Here is a 24,614-nt window from a genome sequence, read left to right as displayed (position 1 = left end):
GGTTGCCCCTGCCCGGGAGATGTTCTCCTCTCGCTAACCTTGGTGGGTGAGCGACATCGAGATCGGCCGCGCCAAGCGGGCCCGGCGTGCCTACTCCTTCGACGACATCGCGATCGTGCCCTCGAGGCGCACCCGCGACCCGGAGGAGGTCAGCACCGCCTGGCAGATCGACGCCTACCGCTTCGACATCCCGGTGCTCGCCGCCCCGATGGACTCGGTGATGTCCCCGACCACGGCGATCGCGCTCGGTCGCTTCGGTGGTCTCGGCGTGCTCAACCTCGAGGGCCTGTGGACCCGTTACGACGACCCGGACCCGCTCCTCGAGGAGGTCGCCGGTCTCCAGGGCGTCGACGCCACCCGCCGGCTGCAGGAGATCTACGCCGAGCCGATCAAGGCCGAGCTCGTCACCGAGCGGCTGCGCGAGATCCGGGACTCGGGCGTCACCGTCGCCGGCTCCCTGTCGCCGCAGCGCACCAAGGAGTTCGCCAAGGCCGTCGTCGACGCCGGCGTCGACATGTTCGTCATCCGCGGCACCACGGTGTCCGCCGAGCACGTCTCGTCCCAGGCCGAGCCGCTCAACCTCAAGGAGTTCATCTACGAGCTCGACGTCCCCGTCATCGTCGGTGGCTGTGCCACCCACCAGGCCGCGCTGCACCTGATGCGCACCGGCGCGGCCGGCGTCCTCGTCGGCTTCGGCGGGGGAGCGGCCCACACGACCCGCACGGTGCTCGGTGTCGCCGTCCCGATGGCCTCCGCGGTCGCCGACGTCGCGGCCGCGCGCCGCGACTACCTCGACGAGTCCGGCGGCCGCTACGTCCACGTCATCGCGGACGGCTCGATCGGCAAGTCCGGCGACGTGGCCAAGGCGATCGCCTGCGGCGCCGACGCGGTCATGGTCGGCTCGCCGTTCGCGCGCGCCAGCGACGCCCCCGGCCGCGGCTTCCACTGGGGCACCGAGGCGCACCACCACGACCTGCCGCGCGGGCAGCGGGTGCAGTTCGAGACCGTCGGCACGCTCGAGGAGATCCTCTTCGGCCCGTCGCGCGTCGCTGACGGCACCATGAACCTGGTCGGCGCGCTGCGCCGCTCGATGGCGACCACGGGCTACACCGAGGTCAAGGAGTTCCAGCGGGTCGAGGTCGTCGTTGAGTGACGACCCCGCCGGCGCCGTCGTCACCATCCACACGGACGGCGCCTGCATCCCCAACCCGGGTCCCGGTGGCTGGGGCGCGCTGCTGCGGTACGGCGAGCGCGAGCTGGAGCTCTGCGGCGGCGAGGCCGGCGAGACGACGAACAACCGGATGGAGCTGACCGCGCCGATCAAGGCGCTCGAGGCCCTCAAGCGGCGTTCGGTCGTGCACATCTACACCGACAGCACCTACGTCCGCAGCGGCATCACGAAGTGGTGCTCGGGCTGGGCCCGCAACGGCTGGCTGACGTCGGCCAAGCAGCCCGTGAAGAACGTCGACCTCTGGCAGGCGCTCGTCCAGGCGTGCGAGCAGCACGACATCGAGTGGCACTGGGTCAAGGGTCACGCCGGCGACGAGGGCAACGAGCGCGCCGACCGGCTGGCCGCACGCGGCCTGACCGAGGCGGTCGAGGCGGCCAGGTCGTGACGAGGCTGCTGGTCGCCGCGGGCCAGGCCGCCTCCGTCTCCGGCGACCTCGACGCGAACGTCGCGACGGCCGCCCGGCTCACCGGGCTGGCCGCCACCCAGGGCGTGCGGCTGCTGGTGCTGCCCGAGGCGTTCCTGACCGGTTACGACGTGGCCGCCTTCGACGGGCCGCTGCGGGACGCCGACGACCTCGGGTCCTGGCTGGACCCGCTCCGCGAGGCGGCCGCCGGGGGAGTGACGGTGGTGGTCGGCACGGCCGTGCGCCGCGCGGGTGAGCGACGGCTGTCCCAGGTCGTCGTGCGCCCCGACGGCACCGCGACCACGCCGTACGACAAGCAGCACCTCGACGGCCTCGAGAAGCAGCTCTTCACCACCGGCGACCACGGCGCCTCGATCAGCGTCGACGGCGTCGAGCTGGGCCTGTCGATCTGCTACGACGGCTGCTTCCCCGAGCACGCGCAGGCCGCCGCCCGCGACGGCGCGATGGGCTACCTCAGCTCGTCGGCGTACTTCCCGGGCGGGGCGCACCGTCGCGACCTCTACTACGCCGCCCGCGCGGTCGAGAACGGCATGTACGTCGTGTTCTCGGGCCTCACCGGCCGGTGCGGCGACACGGAGTTCATCGGCGGCTCTGCGGTCTACGACCCGGAGGGCAGGCCGCTCGCGCGGCTCGGTGAGGAGGAGGGGCTGGCGATCGCGGAGCTCGACACCGAGGTCGTCGCGCAGACCCGGGCGACGCACACGATGACCGCCGACCACCGGTCGACGCTCGGCCCACGGGTGCGGTCCTAGGCACAGGCCTAGCCGGCCTCGTCGCTGTCGAGGTCCGGGAACTGCACCAGGCCCACGTCGTTGCCGGGGCCGAGCGGCTTCTGCGGGCCCTCCATCAGCTCGGGGTCGCCCTCGACCGAGCGGTTGCGCGCCAGCACCATCTGGTCTCCGTCGAGGACCATGAGCGGTCGGCCGACCAGACCCGCGTCCTGCGCGTCGTCCATCGCCCACCGGCCGGCGATCTCTCCGGTCTCGACATCGATCGCCAGGAGGTCGCCGGACTGCCCGGACGACATGAACGTGTAGAGCAGGGTGCCGTCGGGGCTGAGGCCGCCGATCCCGAACGAGACCCAGTCGACGTCGCCGTGGCGCAGACCCATGATGTCGACGTGCCGGGTCCAGACGTACTCGCCGGTCAGCGGCCGGTAGCGGCTGATGCCGTGCCAGTCCTCGAAGATGATCTCGTCACCGACGACCACCATGCCGTGGGGGTTGCCCGACCCGAGGTCGTTCACGCTGATGCGCATCTGGTGGTAGTTCTTGCCCGCCTTGCCGGGCTTGGAGAGCTGGTGGGCGAGCACCTTGCCGGTGTCCGGGTCGAGCACCCACAGGTGCAGCATCTCCTGGGACTGGTCGTCCCAGGCGTTGCGGGTGACGTAGCGACCGTCGACGAGGCTGACGTCGACGTAGTTCGCGCCCTGTCCCTTCGCGAAGTCCGTGACCGGGTGCGTCCACAGAACGTCGCCGGAGGTCGGGTTGACCCCGACGATGACGTCGGTCCCGATGACGTTGTTGGTGTTGATCGCGAGGGTGAGCACGTCGCTGCCCTCGATGGGAGTGATGCCGACGATCTCCGGGTGCTTGCCCGGCAGTCGCTGCAGCCAGACGACGGTGTGGAGGCTGCCGTCGTCGTTGACGACGTTCAGGCCGTCGTCCGTGGCGAGGTACTGGACGTCCCCGACGCTGCGCATCGCGGTCGCGGCGCCGTAGCTGCCGTCGAGCAGGTTGTCGCCCACGACCTCCCCCGTGCGCGTGTCGACGGTGACGAGGCGCTCGCCCCAGTCGTCGAGGTCCTTGGCGTTGGACTCCGGGTAGACGAAGCTCCACCGGTGGTCGCCGTGCGCCGACGTGCCGGCGTAGTCGGGGAGCTCGCCGCCCATGTCGACCGGCGACTTCCAGAGCGTGGAGCCGTCCGTCATCGAGACGCCGAGCATCGTGTCCTGGGCCTGGTAGACCGCGACGTCGCCGTCGACGAAGAGCGCCTGCGAGCGGACGTCGTAGTCGTCGGACTCGTCGGTCTTCGTGCTGCGGATCAGCCAGACCGGCTGCATCAGCGGCTCGGTGATCGGGCCGTTGGTGTCGACCGGGTCCGGCAGGTCGGGGTTCGGCGGGAACGTCGGGCTGGCCGACGCGTCCGCCTTCGGCTCGTCGCCCTTCGGCTCGTCGCTGCCACCGCTGCACGCCGTGGTGGCGACCGCGAGCAGCAGGGCGATCGCGGTCGCCGCGGCCCGGCGCCCGGTCAGATCGTGGTGACCCATTGCTGCACCTTCCCGAGGAGGTCGTCGGTGTCGCGGAAGCCGAGCGCCGTCGCGGCGTCCTCCGTGCCCTTGCGGTAGGCGGTCTCGGCGAAGCGCAGCGCCTTCGGTCGACCGCCCGTCGCCTCGAGGTAGCCGTAGACGGCCGCGGCGCACGCGTAGTTGGTCGACTCGGTCGCCGGGTCGTGGAAGACGTCGTAGTCGAAGACCGCCGTCCCGCGCATCCGCTGCCGGAAGCCCGCGAAGCCGGAGCGGATCAGGGATCGGTAGTAGCCGTCGCCACGTACCCCGCTGACGCCGCCCAGCTCACCCCAGGTGGCGAGCCCCTCGGTCGGCCACGGGTCGGCGGATCCCCACTGGTAGGCGAGGCCGTGGATCGTCTCGTGCGTCGCGACCTCGCGCAGCCGGTCGGTGGAGGAGAACGCACCGGCGTGCAGCACCAACCGAGCCCCGGCGTACGCCGATCCGGACCCGGCGCTCTTGCCGGACCTCGCCGCCTTCTCGGGCTCGACGTACCCGACGCGCATCGCGAACCCGTCGCGCTCCTGGGTGCGCTGGTCGTTCTCACCCTGCTTGTAGAGGGGACTGTCGGGTGCGGTGTAGGCGAAGTACGCCTTGGTGACGCCCGCCGGCGGCGGGACGACCGCCATGGCCGCAGCCACGCCCGCGTCGATGGTCGCCAGTGAGGCGCGCACCCTCCCGGCGTCCCCGGGCACAGCGACGACGATGACGTGGTCGCCCTCGACCACGTCCCACTCGCTGCGCAGGTCCCACGGAGCCGGGCTGGTGTTGTCGTCCGGCGCGTTGTCGATCTCGGAGATCTGGACCGCGGCGTCGGGACCGTCCTTGACCAGGGTGGCGCTGTAGATCTGCAGCGCGGGTCGGCTGTCCACGCCGGTGATCTGGTGGGTGAGGGCCATGTAGGCGTCCACCTCGAGCCGGCCGCCGCTCGCGTTGATCTGACGGCCGAGGCTCTCGTCGAAGGCGAACCCGATGTCGTCCATCGGGTAGCGGGCGAGGTTCTCGAACCGCTGCTGCCAGACCGGCCGGCGGATCGTCGGTGCGATCGCCTTGAGGGAGTCGACGTCGGCGCTGCGCACGGCCGCGTTGAGCCGGCCGACGAGGTCGTCGATGTCCGCCTTGGAGATGACGGTGCCGGCGTCCTGCTCGTGGACGATCGGGCCGCTCGCCGAGGCGCTGGGTGAGCTGCTGCCCTTCGCCGCGGGTTGGTCACTTCCACCACCGGAGCAGCCGGTCGTGACCAGCAGCCCTCCGGCTCCGAGGAGGAGCGCGCGTCTGTCGAAGCGTGCAGCGTCTGCCGAGCGAGCCATCCCGAGTCCCCCGTGACGTCTTGGCTACCTGGTGGGGCCGATATACCCCGCCCGGCGTACGCCTGAAACCACGACCCCAGGTGCGGTCAGCGCGGCAGTCGCTCCTCGACGAGACCCCGGTTGCCGCCGACCCCGTCGACGGCGCTGCGCACCGAGGCGAGGTGCGCGCCGGTCGCGTCGACGATCCGGATCGGGTGGCCCGGTGCGTAGTGGTTCCACTGCGTCGGCACGTACGCCGCGCGGCTCACCACCCACCTGCCGTCCGGCCGCTCGGCGAAGTCGAGGTCGACGGTGATGCCCTCGTAGGCGTCGGGTCGCTCGACCTCGTTCTGCGCGACCATGTTGCCGAGGCCGTAGACGACCCACTTCCCGTTGACCCGGGTGATCGGCTGGACGACGTGGGCGTGCTCGCCGAGCACGACGTCGACGTCGGGCGAGGCGGTCAGCGCGTCGGCGAGCGCGACCTGGTCGGCGTTCGGGAGGTGGTCGTACTCCGTGCCCCAGTGGACGTGCGCGACCACGATGTCGGCCCCGGCCGCCCGGGCGCGGGCGGCCTGGTCGAGCAGGTCGTCGCGGGTCTCGGGGAGCTGCGAGACGGCCCACCACTGGTCCACGGGCGTGGCGAAGCCGTTGAGGCTGTACGTCGCCGCCACGACGCCGATGCGGACGCCGTCGTCGGTGGTGAGGACGACCGGCTGCCGGCGCTCGGCAGCGGTGCGGAACGTGCCGATGTGCGGGACGCCGTTGGCCTCGAGGAGGTCGGCGGTGTTCACCACGCCGTCGTACCCCTGGTCCCAGCTGTGGTTGGAGGCGGTCGTGCAGGCGTCCCAGCCCATGCTGGCGATCCAGGGTGCGAACTCGCGGGGTGCGGCGAAGACGGGGTAGCTCCTCGGGTGCTGCCCGCGGGCCGCGAACGGCACCTCCTCGTGGCAGATCGCGAGGTCTGCCCGCTGGATGAGCGGCGCGAGCCGCGCGAAGGTCGGGTCGAGGTCGTACCTCGTGCCGCGACCGGTGCGCTCGTGGTCCTCGGCGGCGCTGAACCACACGGTGTTGTGCCAGAGCAGGTCGCCGCCCATGACCAGGGACGCCCTCCGCGGCCCGGGGTCGGCGTCGACCGGCCCGGTCGGCTCGGCCGCCACCGGGCTGGTCGCGGCGGACGTCGGCGGCTCCGCCGGGTCACCGATCGTGTCGGTCGGAGGGGAGCAGGCGCTGGAGAGCAGCGCGATCCCGAGCGCGACGCCGCCCACCGCGAGGCGGCGTCGGATGATCACCGGCCAAGTCTGGCGTGAGCGGAAGAGCGCGCGGGACACATTGCCGACATCCGCGTTTGCAAGACTGCTCACATGACCCGCTCGAGCGCGCTCGGTCCAGATGCCCGTGACCAGGCCCTGGCGGCGATGTCCGGGGCCGCGGGGCAGGGCGAGCTCGACGTCCTGGTCGTCGGCGGCGGGATCGTCGGCGTCGGCACGGCCCTGGACGCGGTCACCCGAGGCCTGAGCACCGGCCTGGTGGAGCAGCGCGACATCGCCAGCGGCACCAGCAGCCGCAGCAGCAAGCTCGTCCACGGTGGACTCCGCTACCTCGAGATGCTCGACTTCGGGCTGGTCCGCGAGGCGCTCCAGGAGCGTGGCCTGCTGCTCACCCGGCTGGCGCCACACCTGGTCCGCCCGGTGCCGTTCCTCTACCCGCTGACGCACCGCGGGTGGGAGCGGCCGTACGTCGGCGCGGGGCTCGTGCTCTACGACGGCATGGCGATGCTCGGGGCCCTGTCGATCTCTGGCCGGGAGATGGGCGTCCCGCGGCACAAGCACCTCTTCCGGCGCCAGGTCGCCCGGATCGCCCCCGACTTCAAGACCGAGGCGATCAGCGGCGCGATCAAGTACTACGACTGCCAGGTCGACGACGCCCGCCTCGCCCTGACCATCGCCCGGACGGCCGCGGCCCACGGCGCGCACGTTGCCACCCGGGTCCAGGTGGTCGGCTTCCTGCGCGAGGGGGAGCGGGTCGTCGGCGTCCGCGCGCGAGACCTGGAGGCCGGACCGGACAGCCCCGAGATCGAGATCCGCGCGCGCGTCGTCGTGAACGCCGCGGGCGTGTGGACCGACGAGATCCAGGAGATGGTCGGCGGCCGCGGGTCGCTGCACGTGCAGGCGTCCAAGGGGATCCACCTCGTCGTGCCGCGCGACCGGATCCGCTCCGAGGCCGGCTTCATCGTGCGCACCGAGAAGTCGGTGCTCTTCGTCATCCCGTGGGGCCGGCACTGGATCATCGGCACCACCGACACCCCGTGGAGCCTCGACAAGGCGCACCCGGCCGCGTCGAAGGCCGACATCGACTACATCCTCAACCACGTCAACGCCATCCTCCGGGAGCCGCTGGACCACGAGGACGTCGAGGGCGTGTACGCCGGGCTGCGCCCGCTGCTCTCCGGCGAGTCGGAGCCGACCTCGCGGATCTCGCGGGAGCACACGGTCGTCACCCCCGTGCCGGGTCTCGTGATGATCGCGGGCGGCAAGCTCACGACGTACCGCGTGATGGGTCGCGACGCCGTCGACGCCGCCGCGCACTCGCTGCGCACCACGGTCAACCTCACCATCCGCGACTCGATCACCGACCGGGTGCCGTTGCTCGGAGCCGCTGACTGGGAGACGCGCTCGAACCAGAGAGTGTTGCTGGCCAGGCGCTCCGGGTTGCACGTCGCCCGCATCGACCACCTGCTCGGGCGGTACGGCGGCCTGGTCGACGACATCCTGGCGCTCGTCGAGGCGCGGCGCTCGCTGGCGCTCCCGCTGGAGGGGGCCGAGGACTACCTGGCCGCCGAGGTCGTCTACGCCGTCACCCACGAGGGCGCCCGCCACCTCGACGACCTGCTCACCCGGCGTACCCGCATCTCCATCGAGACCTTCGACCGCGGCGTCGGGGCCGCACCCGGCGTGGCGGCCCTGATGGCCGGCGAGCTCGGCTGGGACGCCGCCCGCACGGCCGACGAGGTCGACCACTACCTGCGCCGGGTCGAGGCCGAGCGCCAGTCCCAGCTCAAGCTCACCGACCAGGAGGCCGACGAGGCCCGGGTCAAGGTGGCCGACATCGTCTGACCGTTGGGCGGGCGCATCCGTTGACAACTAGAACACGTTCCACCGATGCTGGCTCCACGTGTGAGATCGAGGTCACACCTGGACCCTGGGGAGGGACTCGTGACGCAGGCGCCACCGCCGGCCGACATGAAGATGCAGCGCTCGAGCCGGGACGCGACCACGCTTCCGGGCCACCTGGCCGACTGGCTGGCCACGGTGCTGCCCGACGGCGCCAACCCGGTCGTCACGCTGCACAGCGGCATCGACGCGAACGGCATGTCGTCGGAGACGATCATCCTCGACGTCGACTGGACCGAGGACGGGCAGGCCCACCACGGCGAGTACGTCGCACGCGTCGCGCCGGCCGCCCAGGACCTGCCCGTGTTCGCGCACTACGAGCTCCAGGACCAGTACGACGCGATGCGCATCGTCGGCGAGCAGACGGCCGTCCCGGTGCCGGCCGTGTGCTGGATGGAGCCCACCGGCGAGGTGCTCGGAACGCCGTTCTTCCTGATGGACCGCATCGAGGGCGTCGTCCCGCAGGACGTGCTGCCCTACAACTTCGGTGACAACTGGCTCCACGACGCCTCGCGCGAGGACCAGCGCCGCCTCCAGGACGCGTCCGCGCGGGTGCTCGCCCAGCTGCACGCCATCCCGGACGCCGCCACCACCTTCGACTTCCTCGACCCGGCCAAGCACGGCCATGCCGGCGAGACGCTCCTCGAGCGCAACCTGTCGCGCACCAAGGAGTGGTACGAGTTCGCCGTCGCCGACATCGGTCGCTCCCAGCTCGTCGAGCGGGCGCTGGCCTGGCTCGAGGCGAACCTGCCGACCAACGACGAGGCCGTCCTGGTCTGGGGCGACTCCCGGATCGGCAACATGATGTACCACGACTTCGAGCCGGTCGCGGTGCTCGACTGGGAGATGGCCGCCATCGGCCCGCGTGAGCTCGACGTGTCGTGGATGGCCTTCGCGCACAGCGTCTTCGAGTCGATCACCGGCGTGATGGGGATGCCGGGCATGCCGCACTTCATGCACGAGGACGACCTCAAGGCCGAGTACGAGCGGGTCACCGGCGTCACCCTCGGCGACCTGCAGTGGTACCACGTCTACAACGGCGTCCAGTGGTGCATCGTCTTCATGCGCACCGGCGCCCGCCAGATCCACTTCGGCGAGATCGAGCGGCCCGAGGACATCGAGAGCCTGTTCCACTGCAAGCCGCTCATCGAGCGTCTGCTGGAGGAGGTCGGAGCATGAACGAGCGAAGCGAGCGAATCATCCAAGGGAGTACGCGTGCCTCATGCGCGCACGGAGCGAAGCGAGTACGTGCATGAGTGACATCAGCGCGCTCGACGAGTTCCCGCTGCACCAGGCGCCGCTGCCGCTGGCCTACGCCAACAGCAGCGACCGCAACTTCTACGACCGCTGGTACTTCAACGCGCACGACCGCACCGGCGACATCTTCGTCATCTCCGGGATGGGCTACTACCCCAACCTGGGCACGAAGGACGCGTTCTTCCTGGTCGCCCGCAACGGCAAGCAGACCGCCGTGCACCTCTCCGACCTGATGGACCAGGACCGGCTGAACCCGCACGTGGGCAACTACCGCGTCGAGGTCACCGACCCGCTCAAGAAGGTCCGGATCGTGCTCGACGAGACGGACGGCATCGCGGCCGACCTGACCTGGGACGGCACCTGCGACGTCATCCAGGAGATGCCGCACGTGCTGCGCTCCGGCAGCCGCGTCACCCTCGACGCCCAGCGCTTCGCCCAGCTCGGCTCCTGGAGCGGCACGATCACGGTCGACGGCGAGGAGATCGCCGTCGACCCGGCCACCTGGCTCGGCAGCCGGGACCGCTCCTGGGGGATCCGCCCCGTGGGGGAGGCGGAACCCCCGGGAGCCCCGGCCGACCCGCCGTTCGAGGGCATGTGGTGGCTCTACGTGCCCATGCAGTTCGAGGAGTACGCCGTCTGCCTGATCATCCAGGAGAGCCCCGACGGCCACCGCACCCTCAACGACTGCACCCGGGTCTGGAAGGACGGCCGGGTCGAGCAGCTCGGCTGGCCCCTCGTGAAGGTCCACTACGCGTCCGGCGGCCGGACGCCGACCGGTGCGACGATCCGCTGCACCACCCCCGACGGCACCCCGCTCGTGCTCGAGGTCGAGTCGCGCCTCGCCGTACCCCTCCACGTCGGTGGCGGGTACGGCGGCGACCCGGACTGGATCCACGGCACCTGGAAGGGCGAGAAGTTCGCCGAGCGCGTCACCTACGACATGGACGACGACGCCGTGAAGGGCCGCTTCATGTTCGGCTGCGTCGACCACGTCGGTCGCGCGCTTGCCACCCAGGACGGGGCCGACGGCCAGGAGGGCTTCGGGCTCTTCGAGCACTTCTGCATCGGCCGGCACGACCCGTCCGGCTTCGCCGACTTCTTCAGCGTCGCCCCCTGACCACAGGCCTCCCGAGAGGAAACCCGCAATGAGCCTCGACCAGAGCACGTTCTTCATCGACGGTGACTGGGCCGCCCCGGCCACCGGCGACACCATCCAGGTGGTCTCGCCGCACTCCGAGCAGGTCGTCGCGACCGTGCCCGAGGGCAGCACGGCCGACATCGACGCCGCGGTCGACGCCGCGCGCCGCGCCTTCGACTCCGGCCCGTGGCCGCGGATGTCGCCCGAGGAGCGGATCGACGTCGTCCAGAACTTCTCGAACCTGTACGCCGGCCGGATGGGCGACATGGCCGAGATCATCTCGACCGAGATGGGCTCGCCGCTGTCGTTCTCCAACCTCGCCCAGGCTCCGGCGCCGTGGATGCAGATCGAGGCGTTCCTCGCGATCGCGCGCACGTTCCCCTGGGAGGAGGCCCGCCAGGGCTCGCTCGGCGAGGTCATCGTGCGGCACGAGCCCGTCGGCGTCGTCGCGGCGATCCCGCCGTGGAACGTCCCGCAGTTCACGATCATGTCCAAGCTCATCCCGGCGCTGCTCGCCGGCTGCACGATCGTCGTCAAGCCGGCGCCCGAGACGCCGCTCGACACCTACCTGATGGCCGAGCTGCTCCAGGAGGCCGGCGTGCCCGCCGGCGTCGTCAACATCGTCGCCGCGGGCCGCGAGGTCGGCGAGCACCTGGTGCGTCACCCCGGTGTGGACAAGGTGGCCTTCACCGGCTCGACCGCGGCCGGTCGCGCGATCGGCTCGATCTGCGGCCAGCAGCTCAAGCGGGTCTCGCTCGAGCTCGGCGGCAAGTCCGCCGCGATCGTCCTCGACGACGCCGACCTCGCCGCGACGGTCGAGGGCCTGAAGTTCACCGCCGTCATGAACTCCGGGCAGGCCTGCGTCGCGCAGACCCGGATCCTCGCCTCGCGCGCCAACTACGCCAACGTCGTCGACGCGCTCGCGGCCGGCATCGGCGGCATGCAGGTCGGCGACCCGCTCGACCCCGCCACCGAGATCGGCCCGATGGTCGCGCAGCGCCAGCAGGAGCGCGTCGAGAAGTACATCGCGCTCGGCCAGGAGGAGGGCGCCCGCGTCGTCCTCGGCGGCAACGGCATGCCCGACGGGCTCTCGTCCGGCTGGTACGTCCGGCCGACGATCTTCGCCGACGTCGACAACGGGATGCGGATCGCCCAGGAGGAGATCTTCGGCCCGGTCCTGTCGGTGATCCCCTTCGACGACGTCGACGACGCGGTCCGCATCGCCAACGACTCCGAGTACGGCCTGGCCGGCACCGTGTGGACCGGCGACGTGGAGGCCGGGCTCGACGTGGCCCGCCAGGTGCGCGCCGGCACGTACGGCGTGAACACCTACACGATGGACTTCTCCGCGCCGTTCGGCGGCTTCAAGAGCTCCGGCATCGGCCGCGAGTTCGGTCCGGAGGGGCTGTCGCACTACACGGAGCTGAAGTCGATCTACAAGCCGTGAGCGAGCAGCTCAACGAGCTCGCCTACTACGCCGTCACGCACCACCCGGCCGAGGCGCCGAAGGTCTTCTCGGAGGCCACGGACGCCGAGGGCCTCGGCCTGGGCTCCTGCATGATCAGCGAGCGGTTCACGGTCAAGGAGGCGGGCGTGCTCGCGGGGGCGGTCGCCGGGCGGGCGCCGTCGCTCGGCATCGCCGCCGCGGCGATCAACCACCACATGCGGCACCCGATCATCACCGCCACGATGGGCTCGACGATGCACGCCCTGACCGAGGGCCGCTACGCGATGGCCTTCGGGCGGGGTGCGGCCGAGCACTGGCGGGCGATCGGTCAGCCGATCGTGACCGAGGCCGTGCTGCGCGACTTCATCGGCCTGCTGCGCCAGCTGTGGACCGACGGGTTCGTGCTCGACCACGACGGGCCGGCGGGGAAGTGGCCGGTGCTGCACAACCGCAGCGGCCTGGGGGAGGGGCCGCCGCTCGGGCTCGTCGCCGTCGGTCCGCGGACGATGGCCCTGGCCGGCGAGGTGTGCGACTTCGTCGTCATGCACACGTTCTTCTCCGAGCAGGCGACCCAGAGCTCCATCGAGGCCGTACGCCGGGGCGCCGAGCGCGCCGGCCGCGACCCGGACGCCGTACGCATCTGGTCGTGCCTGGCCGCCGTGCCCGACGGGCTCTCCGAGGACGACCAGCTGCGCCGGGGCGTGGGGCGCCTGGTGACCTACTTCCAGGCGTACGGCGACACCCTGGTGGCCGTCAACGGCTGGGACCCGGCCGTCTGGGAGCGGCTCAAGACGTCCGAGGTGTTCACGAAGGCCGCGGCCGAGGGCGCGATCGACGCGTCGGCCGACACCGAGACGCTGCTGCGGATCGCGGAGCTGGTGCCCGACGAGTGGCTCTCGGCGTCCGCCCGCGGTCGCCCCGAGGACGCCGCCGCCACGATCGCCCGCGAGCTCGAGCTCGGCTGCCACTCGGTGATCCTGCACGGCGCCGAGCCGCACGAGATCGCACCGATGGTCAACGCCTACCGCGACGTGCGACCGGCGCTCGCGCGGCCGGTCTCGGTCAACCCGGGACTGTTCGAGTAGACCGAGGTCACATACCCTCGGTACCCATGACGGCCACCCCTCCTGCTGGCGACCCCGCTCTCGTCGGACCTCCCGACCCGGAGCACGACCCGCGGGCGTCGTACGCCCTGGAGCCGGAGTACGTCGCGGCGCTCACCGCCCGCCTGGTGGCGACGAGCGGGCGCACGGACGCGGTGCGGTCCCCGCTCAACGACGCCCCACTGGCGCACGTCCCGCAGTCGACGCCTCTGGACGTCGCCACCGCGTTCAGCCGTGCGCGCCAGGCCCAGGTCGCGTGGGCGCGGACCTCGCTCGAGCACCGGCAGCAGGCGCTGCTGCGGCTGCACGACCTGATCCTCGACCGCCAGGACGAGATCACCGACCTGGTCGTGCTCGAGAACGGCAAGGCCCGCAAGCACGCGTTCGACGAGCCGCTGCACGTGGCGCTGACCGCTCGCTACTACGGGCGTACGACGCGCCGTCACCTCGAGACCCGGCGCAGCCCCGGCGTCTTCCCGGTGCTGACCCGGGCCGAGGTCAACCGGGTGCCCAAGGGCGTCGTCGGGATCATCTCGCCGTGGAACTACCCGTTCAACCTGGCGCTCATCGACGGCATCGCCGCGATCGCGGCCGGCAACGCGGTCGTCGCCAAGCCGGACGCGCAGACGATGCTGTCCGCGCTGCTCGGTGCCGAGCTGCTCGAGGAGGCCGGCTTCCCGAAGGACCTGTGGCAGGTCGTGGCCGGACCCGGCCCGGAGATCGGCGGCGCGATCATCGAGCGTGCCGACTACGTCTGCTTCACCGGCTCGACCGCGACCGGCCGCGTCGTGGCGAAGGCCTGCGCCGACCGGCTGGTCGGCAGCTCGCTCGAGCTGGGCGGCAAGAACCCGCTGCTGGTGCTCCGCGACGCCGACCTCGAGAAGGCGGCCGAGGGCGCCGTGCGTGCGGCGTTCTCGAGCTCCGGCCAGCTCTGCGTCTCCATCGAGCGGATGTTCGTCGCCGACCAGGTCTACGACCGGTTCGTCGAGCGCTTCGTGGCGCGCACCCAGGCGATGACGCTGGGCGCCACGCTCGACTGGGGCAACGACATGGGCACGCTCACCTCGCAGGCCCAGCTCGACACCGTCGTCGCGCAGGTCGAGGACGCCGTCGCCAAGGGCGCCCGGGTGCTGACGGGCGGCAACCACCGCCCCGACCTCGGCCCCTACTACTTCGAGCCGACCATCCTCGAGGGCGTGACGCCCGACATGACCTGCTTCGGCAAGGAGACCTTCGGCCCGGTCGTGTCGCTCTACCGCTTCCACGACGAGGCCGACGCGATCTCGCGGGCCAACGGCGGGCTCTACGGCCTGAACGCCTCGATCTACAGCGAGGACGGCCGGCGCGCGCGGTTCATCGCCCGCCACATCAAGTGCGGCACGGTGAACATCAACGAGGCGTTCGCGGCGACCTTCGCCAGCCTGGACACGCCGATGGGCGGGATGCGCGAGTCCGGCACCGGCCGTCGCCAGGGCGCCGAGGGCATCCTCCGCTTCACCGAGACGCAGTCGGTCGCGACCCAGCGGGTGATGCGGATCGCCCCGGCGTTCGGGATGTCCGACGAGCTCTACGCCAAGGTGATGACCACCAACCTGCGCATCCTGAAGAAGCTGGGTCGCGCGTGAGCACGGCGTACGACTTCGACGTCCTGGTCGTCGGCTCCGGGTTCGGGGGCTCCGTCACCGCCCTGCGGCTGACCGAGAAGGGCTACCGGGTCGGTGTCCTCGAGGCCGGTGCGCGGTTCGAGGACGACGACCTGCCGGAGACCTCCTTCGAGGTGACGAAGTACCTCTTCCGTCCCGAGGTCGGCTGCTACGGCATCCAGCGCATCGACGCGCTCCGCGACTGCCTGATCGTGTCCGGTGCCGGCGTCGGTGGCGGCTCCCTCGTCTACGCCAACACGCTCTACGAGCCGATGGCGCCGTTCTACGAGGACCCGCAGTGGAGCCACATCACCGACTGGCGTGACGAGCTGGCGCCGTACTACGACCAGGCGAAGCGGATGCTCGGTGTGGTCGAGAACCCGCTGCGCACGCCGTCCGACGACGTCATGGAGAAGGTCGCGACCGAGATGGGCGTGGCCGACACCTTCCACCCGACCCCGGTCGGCGTCTACTTCGGCGACGAGGGCGCGGGCACGGGCATGGGCCAGACCGTCGACGACCCGTTCTTCGGCGGCGCCGGCCCGGAGCGGAAGACCTGCATCGGCTGCGGGTCCTGCATGACGGGCTGTCGCCACAACGCCAAGAACACCCTGGTCAAGAACTACCTGCACCTCGCCGAGTCCGCCGGAGCGAAGGTCCTCCCGCTGACCACGGTCACCCGGGTCGCGCCGCGCGACGGTGGCGGGTACGACGTGCACGTGCGGTACACGAAGGCGAAGGTCGCCCGGCGCGCCGCCACCCGGGTCCTGACGGCCGAGCAGGTCGTCTTCTCGGCGTCCGCGCTCGGCACCCAGCGGCTGCTGCACCAGATGAAGGACGAGGGCCACCTGCCCCGGCTCTCGGACCGGCTGGGCTACCTGTCGCGCACCAACTCGGAGTCGATCGGCGGCGTCATCGCGCCGCCCGGCACCAACGTCGACTACAGCCAGGGCATCGCGATCACCTCGAGCTTCCACCCCGACGAGAACACCCACATCGAGCCGGTGCGCTACGGCCCGGGCAGCAACCTGATGTCGTTGCTGCAGTCGGTGCTGACCGACGGCGACGGCGACGAGCCGCGCTGGCGCACCTGGCTGCGCGAGATGTGGGCGCAGCGGCGCGACATCGCCAACCTCTACGACATGAAGCACTGGTCGGAGCGCACCGTGATCGCGCTCGTGATGCAGAGCCTCGACAACTCGATCACGACGTACACGAAGCGGATCCCCTTCACCCGCAAGCGCTACGTCACCTCCAAGCAGGGCCACGGCGTGCCCAACCCGACCTGGATCCCCGCCGGCAACGAGGCGATCCGGACGATGGCGCGGATCATGGACGGCTTCCCCGGCAGTGCCGTCGGCGACGCCTTCAACAAGCCGCTGACCGCCCACTTCATCGGCGGCTGCGCGATCGGCGACTCGTCGGAGTCCGGCGTCATCGACCCGTTCCAGCGGGTCTACGGCCACCCCGGCCTGCACGTCGTCGACGGCTCCGCGGTCACCGCCAACCTCGGCGTCAACCCGTCGCTCACGATCACCGCCCAGGCGGAGCGGGCGATGGCGTTCTGGCCCAACAAGGGTGAGGCCGACGAGCGGCCCGACCTGGGCGCGGCGTACCAGCGGATCGAGCCGGTCCGGCCGGTCGCGCCGGTCGTCCCGGGCGACGCACCCGGCGCGCTGCGGCTGCCGATCGTCGGCGTGAGCTGACCGCTCGTCGCTGACTTCGGGCACGGGTCGAGAAAAGTCCGAAACCCCCGTGACCCACCCTGTGAGCCCTCGTTGAGCCAGCGGACCCGGCAAACATGCTCCCTCCCACCGCCGGGTCCCGTGCTCAAGCACTGTCCAGCAGTTGCATGGGCGGTCAGGACCCGGCCATCCCTCCCTCCCCGGCCGGGTCCTGACAGGAGGACGCTCGGGTCGGGTCGTCGTCTGTGGAGAGCGCGTCGCGTGCTCGGACGATCCGAGGGATCCTCCGACCCATGGAGCTGTCGATCGATCGTCCAGGGATCGTGGTGCCGGTGCGTCGCGATCCCCGTGGCTCGAGCGGTCCGACGCCGGGCCAGGCCCGAGGACCACGGTGGCGAGCCGTGTCGAGCGGGCTCTACGTGCCCGCCGATACCGACTCCAGTGTCGTGGAGCAGCGCATCGTCGAAGCCGTCGCCGGGTGCGGGGAGACGGCCGCAGCGACGGGATGGGCGTCGCTGACGTGGCGCGGCGCGCGGTGGTTCCGCGGACTCGGCCCGGACGGCCGCCAGCGTCTCGACGTGCCCGTCGCCCTGGGCGATCGCCGCACCATCCGGCCGCGACCGGGCGTCGTGGCCTCCGACGACTGGCTCTTCGACGACGACGTGACCGTGGTGGACGGCCTGCCGATCACCGTGGCTGAGCGATCGGTCAGCTACGAGGTTCGGCGGGCCCCCAGCCTGGTGCGGGCGGTGCAGATCATCGACATGGCGGCGGCCGACGACCTCGTCGACATCGCCTCGATGACCCTCCATGCCTCTCGGCTGGCTGCCAGGCCGGGCATCAAGCGGCTGCGCACAGCCCTCATCTGGGCCGATGAAAACGTCTGGTCGCCCCAGGAAGTACCGATGCGGATGCTGTGGAAGCGGGCGATCGCCGGCGCCCGGCTCCTGTGCAACGCACCGATCTTCGACAACGCCGGGAAGCACCTCATCACGCCTGACCTGTTCGACCCGGTGGCCCAGGTGGCCGGCGAGTACGACGGCGTGGTCCACCTCGAGGATCGGGTCCGGCGACGCGATCTCGATCGCGACGAGCTCTACCGCCAGCTCGGGATCGAGGTCGTCACGATGATGTCCGGAGACTCGAGGGACCAGGAGCGCTTCCTCGCCAGGCTCCACGGAGCGCACCGGCGTGCGGCTGAGCGACGGGGCCGCGCGGTCGACTGGACGCTCGAGAGGCCGAGCCGATGGGTCGATACGTCCACGGTGGCGCGTCGGCGGGCCTTGGACGATGTCGAACGCGCCATCTGGTTGCGCTACCGCGAGGTCTCGTGAGGCGTCGTACCTGGCAGAAGCGTAGTCCTGGGGCCCGATCGACGACACATGTGTCAGGTGCGAGGCGGCTTCGGCGCCACGGCCCCACGCTCGATAGGCTTCCGCCATGACGGCGGCTGAGCATGACCTGGTCCTGGTGGTCGACTTCGGGGCGCAGTACGCCCAGTTGATCGCCCGCCGCGTCCGCGAGGCGCGGGTCTACTCCGAGATCGTGCCGCACACGATGCCGGTCTCCGAGATGCTGGCCCAGAACCCGAAGGCGATCATCCTGTCCGGCGGCCCGTCGTCGGTGTACGCCGACGGCGCCCCCGGCATCGACACCGCGGTCTTCACGGCCGGCACCCCGGTCTTCGGCATGTGCTACGGCTTCCAGCTGATGGCCCGCGGTCTCGGCGGCGAGGTCGCCCCGACCGGTGCTCGCGAGTACGGCCGCACCGCCGTCTCCGTCAGCCAGGGCGGCACCCTGCTCGCCGACGTCCCGGCGGCACACACCGTCTGGATGTCGCACGGCGACTCCGTGGTCGCGGCGCCGGCCGGCTTCGACGTGCTGGCCTCGACGACCGACACCCCGGTGGCCGCGTTCGAGGACGTCGAGCGCGGGCTGGCCGGTGTCCAGTGGCACCCCGAGGTGCTGCACACCGAGCACGGCCAGAAGGTGCTCGAGCACTTCCTCGTCGACATCGCGCACTGCCGCCAGACCTGGACGATGGTCAACATCGTCGACGAGCAGGTCGAGAAGATCCGCGCCCAGATCGGCGAGCGCGGCCAGGCGATCTGCGCCCTGTCCGGCGGCGTCGACTCGGCGGTGGCGGCCGCGATCGTGCAGCGCGCGATCGGGGACCGGCTCACCTGCGTGTACGTCGACCACGGCCTGATGCGCAAGGGCGAGACCGAGCAGATCGAGCGCGACTTCGTCGCCGCCACCGGCGCCGAGCTCGTGGTCGTCGACGCCGAGAAGCAGTTCCTCGACGCCCTCGCCGGGGTGAGCGACCCCGAGGAGAAGCGCAAGATCATCGGCCGCGAGTTCATCCGGACGTTCGAGGCCGCCGAGGCCGACATCCTCGGCGACTCGATCGCCGAGGAGGGCGAGAAGGTCGCCTTCCTGGTGCAGGGCACCCTCTACCCCGACGTCGTCGAGTCCGGCGGGGGAGCGGGCACCTCCAACATCAAGTCCCACCACAACGTGGGCGGCCTGCCGGACGACCTCGAGTTCGAGCTCGTCGAGCCGCTGCGCACGCTCTTCAAGGACGAGGTCCGCCTCGTCGGCGAGCAGCTGGGCCTGCCGGGCGAGATCGTCTGGCGGCACCCGTTCCCGGGACCGGGCCTGGGGATCCGGATCATCGGCGAGGTCACCCGCGAGAGGCTCGACATCCTGCGCGAGGCAGACGCGATCGCCCGCGAGGAGCTGACCCGCTCGGGCCTGGACCGCGACATCTGGCAGATGCCGGTGGTGCTGCTGGCCGACGTCCGTTCGGTCGGCGTCCAGGGCGACGGCCGCACCTACGGGCACCCGGTCGTCCTCCGGCCGGTCACGTCCGAGGACGCGATGACCGCCGACTGGGCGCGCCTGCCCTACGAGCTGATGGAGCGGATCTCGACGCGCATCACCAACGAGGTGCGCGAGATCAACCGGGTGACCGTCGACATCACCTCGAAGCCTCCGGGTACCATCGAGTGGGAGTGACGCAAGAATTTCCGGAGAATCACGGACAACCGTGACGACGAGCCGCTAATCTCCTGCACGAGCCGCCGGGGACCCGAGACCCCGGCGGTTCTTCAATTTCCCGCAGGCTCGCCGTTCAGCGGCACCAGGACGTCGGCGGCGAAGCGCTCCATCGCCTCGAGCTTCTGCTCCAGGGTGGCGTCCAGGCCGTAGTAGTAGGCCCACGGCATGGTCCAGCAGTCGGTGACGCCTCCGGCCGAGGCCTTCTCGAAGTGCTCGGGCAGGAACGCGTCGTTCAGCGCCGTGATCACCGCGAAGTCACCCTCGACGCCGATCTCGGCACGGGCGGCGGCGAGCCGGGCGGCGATCCCGGTCGCCTCCTCGATCGAGTAGAGGTCACCGACCCAGCCGTCGTGGCGCGCCGCGCGGCGGAAGGCGATGTCCGACAGACCACCGATGATCACCGGGATCGGCTCGCTCGGCGTGGGCTCCATGACCAGCCGGGGTGCGGTGTAGAAGTCGCCCTCGAACTCGGTCCAGCCCGGCTTCCACAGCTCGGCCATCAGGGCGAGCGCCTCGTCGGTGCGCTTGCCGCGTGTCGAGAAGTCGAAGCCGAGCAGGTCGAACTCCTCGCGGCACCAGCCGATGCCGACGCCGAGGCTGACCCGGTTGCCGGACAGCACGGCGGCGGTGCCGACGCTCTTCGCGACCTGGAAGGGGCTGCGGATCGCCGGCACGTAGACGGAGGTGAAGAACCGCAGTCGGGTGGTGACCGCGGCGAGGGCGCCGATCAGCACCCACGGGTCCGGCCAAGCGGCGTCGTGGTCCCAGCGGCGGGCGCCGTCCGGCGTGTAGGGGTACGGCGTCGCCAGCTCCTCGAGGTCGACGACGTGGTCGGGCACCGCGATCGAGTGGTACCCGAGCGCATCGGCGGCCCGGGCGAGGGGGATCAGGTGGTCGACCGGCTGGAAGGCGGTGCTGATGGCGAAGCGCACGCGCTCAGCCTAGGCCAAACTAGAACGTGTTCTCGCCTGATCCCCCTCGTGGGGCCCATCGGGTCGGTCAGGTGAAGATGCTGACGCCGCCCGGCCCGACCAGCAGGCCGACGATGATCAGCACGATCCCGAAGAGCAGCTGGCCACGGAAGATCGTGACGATGCCGCTGACCACGAGGATGACGGCCAAGATCCACAGAATGAAAGCCACGGGTGTTCCCTCCCTTGGCGCGGTGTCTCCGCGCCGACGGAGTCCGTACCCACTCCGTCCGGAACTCACGCCTACGGCAGGATCGCGTCGACGTACCCGCCGTCGACGCGGAGCGCTCCGCCCGTGGTGGCCGAGGACAGCGGGGAGCTGAGGTAGGTGACGAGGTTCGCGATCTCCTCGGGCTCGATCAGCCGCTGGATCAGTGACTGCGGCCGGTGCTGCCGCATGAACTCCCGCTGCGCCTCGTCCCAGGGCAGGTCGCGGTCGACGAGCTGGTAGACGAAGTCCTCCACGCCGCCGGTGTGGGTGGGCCCGGCGATCACGGAGTTCACCGTGACCCCGGTGCCGGCGGCCTCCTTGGCGAAGCCGCGGGAGACGGCGAGCAGGGCCGTCTTCGACATCCCGTAGTGGATCATCTCGGCCGGGACCACCACCGCCGAGTCGCTGGCGATGTAGAGGATCCGGCCCCAGCCCCGACCGGCCATCCCGGGCAGGTGGTGGCGGGTGAGCCGGACCGCGGCGAGCACGTTGACCTCGAAGAAGCGACGCCACTCGTCGTCGGTGATCTCCAGGGCGGGTCGGGACTCGAAGATGCCGAGGTTGTTGACGAGCACGTCGACGTCGGGCAGCGCCGAGACGGCGGCCTCGAAGCCCGCGTCGGTCGCGACGTCGGCGACGACGGGCACCAGTACGGCGTCCGGCAGCCCCTCCCGGATCTCGACGATGCCGCGCTCGACCGAGTCGCTCGAGCGTCCGTTGACGCCGACGCGCGCGCCGGCGGCGGCCAGGCTGCGCGCGATCGCGAGCCCGATGCCCTGGGTCGAGCCGGTCACGAGGGCGGTGCGGCCCCGCAGGTCGATCTGCACGATCGGCTCAGTCCTCGCGGTAGTCCTCGACGACGTGCATCGCCGCCTCCTCCGCGGAGGCCGCTCCGTCGTCGATCCCGACGTCGTCACCCACGAGGTCCTTCTCCTCGTCCTCGCCGAGGCCCTCGTCCGGGTCGACCAGGCGGCCGGCGCGGACGTCGCCGACCTCGCCGTCCTCCAGGTCGTCGTCGGTCTCGGCGTACGGGTCGACGTCCGGCTCCTCCTGGGAGATCCGCTGGTCGATGCTCTCGCGGTGCTCCTCCTCCCAGGGCGTGTTGCCGTAGCCCTGGCCGGCGGAGTACTTCTCCGGAGGGGAGTAGCCGCGGTCCAGCTCGTCGTCGACGTCGGAGTCCCCGAGGTCGTCGATGTTGCCGGGCTGGTCCTCGTCGTCGACGCTGTAGTCGCCGTAGATCTCGCCGTCGTTCTCGCTCACGGGGCCACGCTACTGTGTCCGCGCAACCGCCGCCCCTCACCCGAAAAGGCCCATTGCAAGGGGGTCGTCGTCGCGGGACCGTGGAGCCATGGACCCGGAATTCGCGACCCTCGACCGGTGGTGGCGTGCCGCCAACTACCTCTCCGTCGGGCAGATCTACCTGATGGACAACCCGCTGCTCCGCGAGCCGCTGCGCGAGGAGCACGTCAAGCCGAGGCTGCTCGGCCACTGGGGCACCACGCCCGGTCTGAACTTCGTCTACGCCCACCTCAACCGGGCGATCATGGCGCGGCAGCAACGGATGATCTTCGTGACCGGACCCGGTCACGGCGGCCCGGGCGTCGTCGCGTCGTCGTACCTGGAAGGCACCTACTCCGAGGTCTACCCGAACGTCGGGCTCGACGAGCGAGGGCTGCACCGCCTCTTCACGCAGTTCTCCTTCCCCGGCGGCATCCCGAGCCACGCGGCACCGGAGACCCCGGGGTCCATCCACGAGGGCGGGGAGCTGGGCTACGCCCTCTCGCACGCGTACGGCGCCGCGTTCGACAACCCCGACCTCGTGGTCGCGGCGGTCGTCGGCGACGGCGAGGCCGAGACCGGACCCCTGGCGACCAGCTGGCACAGCACCAAGTTCGTGGACCCGCGACGCGACGGCGCCGTGCTGCCGGTCCTGCACCTCAACGGCTACAAGATCGCCAACCCGACGGTGCTCGCACGGATCCCCGAGGAGGAGCTGACCTCGCTGATGCGGGGCTACGGCCACGCGCCGTACGTCGTGTCCGGCTCCGACCCGGCGCAGATGCACGCCGACTTCTCGGGCGCCCTGGCATCCTGCCTCGACGAGATCGCCGACATCCAGGGCGAGGCGCGCGCCTCGTCCGCGCCGGTGCCGCGGCGGCCGTGGCCGATGATCGTGCTCCGCTCCCCGAAGGGCTGGACCGGCCCGAAGGAGGTCGACGGCCTGAAGGTGGAGGGCTACTGGCGCTCGCACCAGGTGCCCTTCGCCAACGCCCGGAGCGACAAAGGGCACCGGAAGGTGCTGGAGGAGTGGCTGCGCAGCTACGACCCCGACGACCTCTTCGACCAGACCGGTGCGCCGGCGGCCGACGTGGCCGCGCTGCACCCCGAGGGCGACCTGCGGATGAGCGCCTCGCCGCGTGCCAACGGCGGGCTGCTGCTGCGGGACCTCCGGATGCCCGACTTCCGCGACTACGCCGTGACGGTCGACAAGCCCGGGACGGGTTCGGCCGAGGCGACCCGCGTGCTGGGCCACTTCCTGCGGGACGTGATGGCCGAGAACATGGAGACCTTCCGGCTGTTCTCGCCCGACGAGAACAGCTCCAACCGGTTGCAGGACGTCATGGAGGTCACGGACCGCACCTGGAACGCCGAGGTCCTGGAGTACGACGACCACCTCGCGCCCGACGGCCGGATCATGGAGATCCTGTCCGAGCACACCTGTCAGGGCTGGCTCGAGGGCTACCTGCTCACCGGCCGGCACGGCCTCTTCTCCTGCTACGAGGCGTTCATCCACCTCGTCGACTCGATGTTCAACCAGCACGCGAAGTGGCTGGAGTCGACCCGCCGCATCCCGTGGCGGCGTCCGGTCGCCTCCCTCAACTACCTGTTGACCTCGCACGTGTGGCGCCAGGACCACAACGGGTTCTCGCACCAGGACCCGGGCTTCATCGACCACGTCGTGAACAAGAAGGCGACCGTGGTGCGGGTCTACCTGCCGCCGGACGCCAACACGCTGCTCTCCGTCGGCGACCACTGCCTGCGCACCAAGCACTACGTCAACGTCATCGTCGCGGGCAAGCAGCCGGCGGTGCAGTACCTGTCGATGGAAGATGCGATCGTCCACTGCACCAAGGGCGTCGGCATCTGGGACTGGGCGTCGAACGACGCCGACGGCGAGCCGGACGTGGTGATGGCCTGCGCCGGCGACGTCCCGACGATGGAGACGCTCGCGGCCGTGCAGCTGCTCCGCGAGGAGCTGCCCGACCTGCGGGTTCGGGTCGTGAACGTCGTCGACCTGATGCGGCTCCAGCCCGAGAAGGAGCACTCCCACGGTCTCTCCGACGCCGACTTCGACGCGTTGTTCACCCGCGACCGGCCGGTCATCTTCGCCTACCACGGCTACCCGGCACTGATCCACCGGCTGACCTACCGCCGCACCAACCACGTCAACATCCACGTCCGGGGCTACAAGGAGGAGGGCACCACGACGACGCCGTTCGACATGACGGTGCTCAACGAGGTCGACCGCTTCCACCTCGCCATGGACGTCATCGACCGGGTGCCCCGGCTGCACGCGACCTCGGGCGCTGCGCGGGAACGTTTCAAGAACGCCCTGATCAGGCACCGCCAGTACGTGCGCACCGTCGGCGAGGACCTGCCCGAGATCCGCGAGTGGGAGTGGACGGGCGCCTGAG

Annotated in this window: 20 protein-coding genes; 13 read left to right on the top strand and 7 right to left on the bottom strand. The window is 71.0% G+C overall.

Translation table 11 applies throughout. The features are described from left to right. Window positions 1-46 precede the first annotated feature (46 nt). The 3 genes from ACFPYL_RS22970 to ACFPYL_RS22960 are packed head-to-tail and all read left to right on the top strand — an operon-like array spanning window position 47 to window position 2,407. Complete coding sequence (locus ACFPYL_RS22970; RefSeq protein WP_379160117.1) at window positions 47-1,153, top strand: GuaB3 family IMP dehydrogenase-related protein; 1,107 nt, start codon at window positions 47-49, stop codon at window positions 1,151-1,153. Beyond that, window positions 1,146-1,616: a ribonuclease HI gene (gene rnhA / locus ACFPYL_RS22965; protein WP_379160114.1), complete on the top strand. Its 471-nt coding sequence runs from the start codon at window positions 1,146-1,148 to the stop codon at window positions 1,614-1,616. Before ACFPYL_RS22970 ends, rnhA begins: the two co-directional genes overlap by 8 nt. Next, window positions 1,613-2,407, top strand: a complete 795-nt coding sequence (locus ACFPYL_RS22960) for a carbon-nitrogen hydrolase family protein (RefSeq protein WP_379160111.1) — start codon at window positions 1,613-1,615, stop codon at window positions 2,405-2,407. Before rnhA ends, ACFPYL_RS22960 begins: the two co-directional genes overlap by 4 nt. A gap of 8 nt (window positions 2,408-2,415) precedes the next feature. Here ACFPYL_RS22960 and ACFPYL_RS22955 read toward each other — a convergent pair whose 3' ends face one another. The 3 genes from ACFPYL_RS22955 to ACFPYL_RS22945 all read right to left on the bottom strand — a co-directional run bounded on the left by ACFPYL_RS22955 (window position 2,416) and on the right by ACFPYL_RS22945 (window position 6,523). Further along, complete coding sequence (locus tag ACFPYL_RS22955; RefSeq protein ID WP_379160107.1) at window positions 2,416-3,924, bottom strand: outer membrane protein assembly factor BamB family protein; 1,509 nt, start codon at window positions 3,922-3,924, stop codon at window positions 2,416-2,418. Then, window positions 3,906-5,252 (bottom strand): hypothetical protein, encoded by a 1,347-nt coding sequence (locus ACFPYL_RS22950; protein ID WP_379160104.1) that lies wholly within the window; start codon window positions 5,250-5,252, stop codon window positions 3,906-3,908. Before ACFPYL_RS22950 ends, ACFPYL_RS22955 begins: the two co-directional genes overlap by 19 nt. A gap of 86 nt (window positions 5,253-5,338) precedes the next feature. Beyond that, window positions 5,339-6,523 carry a CapA family protein gene (locus ACFPYL_RS22945; protein ID WP_379160101.1) on the bottom strand — a complete coding sequence of 395 codons (1,185 nt, stop codon included), beginning with the start codon at window positions 6,521-6,523 and terminating at the stop codon, window positions 5,339-5,341. A gap of 72 nt (window positions 6,524-6,595) precedes the next feature. Here ACFPYL_RS22945 and ACFPYL_RS22940 point away from each other — a divergent pair, with 72 nt between their 5' ends. The 9 genes from ACFPYL_RS22940 to guaA all read left to right on the top strand — a co-directional run bounded on the left by ACFPYL_RS22940 (window position 6,596) and on the right by guaA (window position 19,695). Continuing rightward, complete coding sequence (locus tag ACFPYL_RS22940) at window positions 6,596-8,347, top strand: glycerol-3-phosphate dehydrogenase/oxidase (RefSeq protein ID WP_379160098.1); 1,752 nt, start codon at window positions 6,596-6,598, stop codon at window positions 8,345-8,347. 99 nt (window positions 8,348-8,446) lie between these two features. After that, a complete protein-coding gene (locus ACFPYL_RS22935) occupies window positions 8,447-9,583 on the top strand; it encodes a phosphotransferase family protein (protein WP_379160095.1) in 1,137 nt (378 codons plus the stop codon). A gap of 73 nt (window positions 9,584-9,656) precedes the next feature. Further along, complete coding sequence (locus tag ACFPYL_RS22930) at window positions 9,657-10,778, top strand: hypothetical protein (RefSeq protein ID WP_379160092.1); 1,122 nt, start codon at window positions 9,657-9,659, stop codon at window positions 10,776-10,778. Between the two features lie 28 nt (window positions 10,779-10,806). After that, window positions 10,807-12,246, top strand: a complete 1,440-nt coding sequence (locus ACFPYL_RS22925; RefSeq protein WP_379160089.1) for an aldehyde dehydrogenase — start codon at window positions 10,807-10,809, stop codon at window positions 12,244-12,246. Then, window positions 12,243-13,331, top strand: a complete 1,089-nt coding sequence (locus ACFPYL_RS22920) for a TIGR03857 family LLM class F420-dependent oxidoreductase (protein WP_379160086.1) — start codon at window positions 12,243-12,245, stop codon at window positions 13,329-13,331. The genes ACFPYL_RS22925 and ACFPYL_RS22920 overlap by 4 nt, the downstream gene beginning before the upstream one ends. Window positions 13,332-13,357: 26 nt before the next feature. Continuing rightward, on the top strand, window positions 13,358-14,974 hold the full coding sequence (locus ACFPYL_RS22915) for a succinic semialdehyde dehydrogenase (protein WP_379160083.1): 1,617 nt from the start codon (window positions 13,358-13,360) through the stop codon (window positions 14,972-14,974). Continuing rightward, window positions 14,971-16,698 (top strand): GMC oxidoreductase, encoded by a 1,728-nt coding sequence (locus tag ACFPYL_RS22910; RefSeq protein ID WP_379160080.1) that lies wholly within the window; start codon window positions 14,971-14,973, stop codon window positions 16,696-16,698. The genes ACFPYL_RS22915 and ACFPYL_RS22910 overlap by 4 nt, the downstream gene beginning before the upstream one ends. Window positions 16,699-16,970: 272 nt before the next feature. Further along, complete coding sequence (locus ACFPYL_RS22905) at window positions 16,971-18,011, top strand: hypothetical protein (RefSeq protein WP_379160077.1); 1,041 nt, start codon at window positions 16,971-16,973, stop codon at window positions 18,009-18,011. Between the two features lie 106 nt (window positions 18,012-18,117). Beyond that, the gene (gene guaA, locus ACFPYL_RS22900) at window positions 18,118-19,695 is read left to right on the top strand and encodes a glutamine-hydrolyzing GMP synthase (protein ID WP_379160074.1); all 1,578 of its coding nucleotides are present in this window, start codon (window positions 18,118-18,120) and stop codon (window positions 19,693-19,695) included. Between the two features lie 92 nt (window positions 19,696-19,787). Here the strand turns inward: guaA and ACFPYL_RS22895 are convergent, their stop codons facing one another. The 4 genes from ACFPYL_RS22895 to ACFPYL_RS22880 form a co-directional block, all read right to left on the bottom strand. After that, the gene (locus ACFPYL_RS22895; protein WP_379160071.1) at window positions 19,788-20,669 is read right to left on the bottom strand and encodes a TIGR03619 family F420-dependent LLM class oxidoreductase; all 882 of its coding nucleotides are present in this window, start codon (window positions 20,667-20,669) and stop codon (window positions 19,788-19,790) included. A gap of 67 nt (window positions 20,670-20,736) precedes the next feature. Further along, on the bottom strand, window positions 20,737-20,880 hold the full coding sequence (locus ACFPYL_RS22890) for a GPGG-motif small membrane protein (RefSeq protein WP_379160068.1): 144 nt from the start codon (window positions 20,878-20,880) through the stop codon (window positions 20,737-20,739). 71 nt (window positions 20,881-20,951) lie between these two features. Beyond that, window positions 20,952-21,746 carry an SDR family NAD(P)-dependent oxidoreductase gene (locus ACFPYL_RS22885; RefSeq protein ID WP_379160065.1) on the bottom strand — a complete coding sequence of 265 codons (795 nt, stop codon included), beginning with the start codon at window positions 21,744-21,746 and terminating at the stop codon, window positions 20,952-20,954. Window positions 21,747-21,753: 7 nt separating this feature from the next. Then, on the bottom strand, window positions 21,754-22,179 hold the full coding sequence (locus ACFPYL_RS22880) for a DUF5709 domain-containing protein (protein ID WP_379160062.1): 426 nt from the start codon (window positions 22,177-22,179) through the stop codon (window positions 21,754-21,756). Window positions 22,180-22,267: 88 nt separating this feature from the next. On the opposite strand from ACFPYL_RS22880, the gene ACFPYL_RS22875 reads away from it, so the two are divergent. Next, window positions 22,268-24,613: a phosphoketolase family protein gene (locus tag ACFPYL_RS22875; RefSeq protein ID WP_379160059.1), complete on the top strand. Its 2,346-nt coding sequence runs from the start codon at window positions 22,268-22,270 to the stop codon at window positions 24,611-24,613. Window position 24,614 lies beyond the last annotated feature (1 nt).

This window comes from Nocardioides hankookensis, from assembly GCF_042658885.1.
Lineage (GTDB): Bacteria > Actinomycetota > Actinomycetes > Propionibacteriales > Nocardioidaceae > Nocardioides > Nocardioides hankookensis.
Note: the sequence above shows the minus strand (reverse complement) of the source record. Positions and strands in the feature narration are given on the sequence as shown.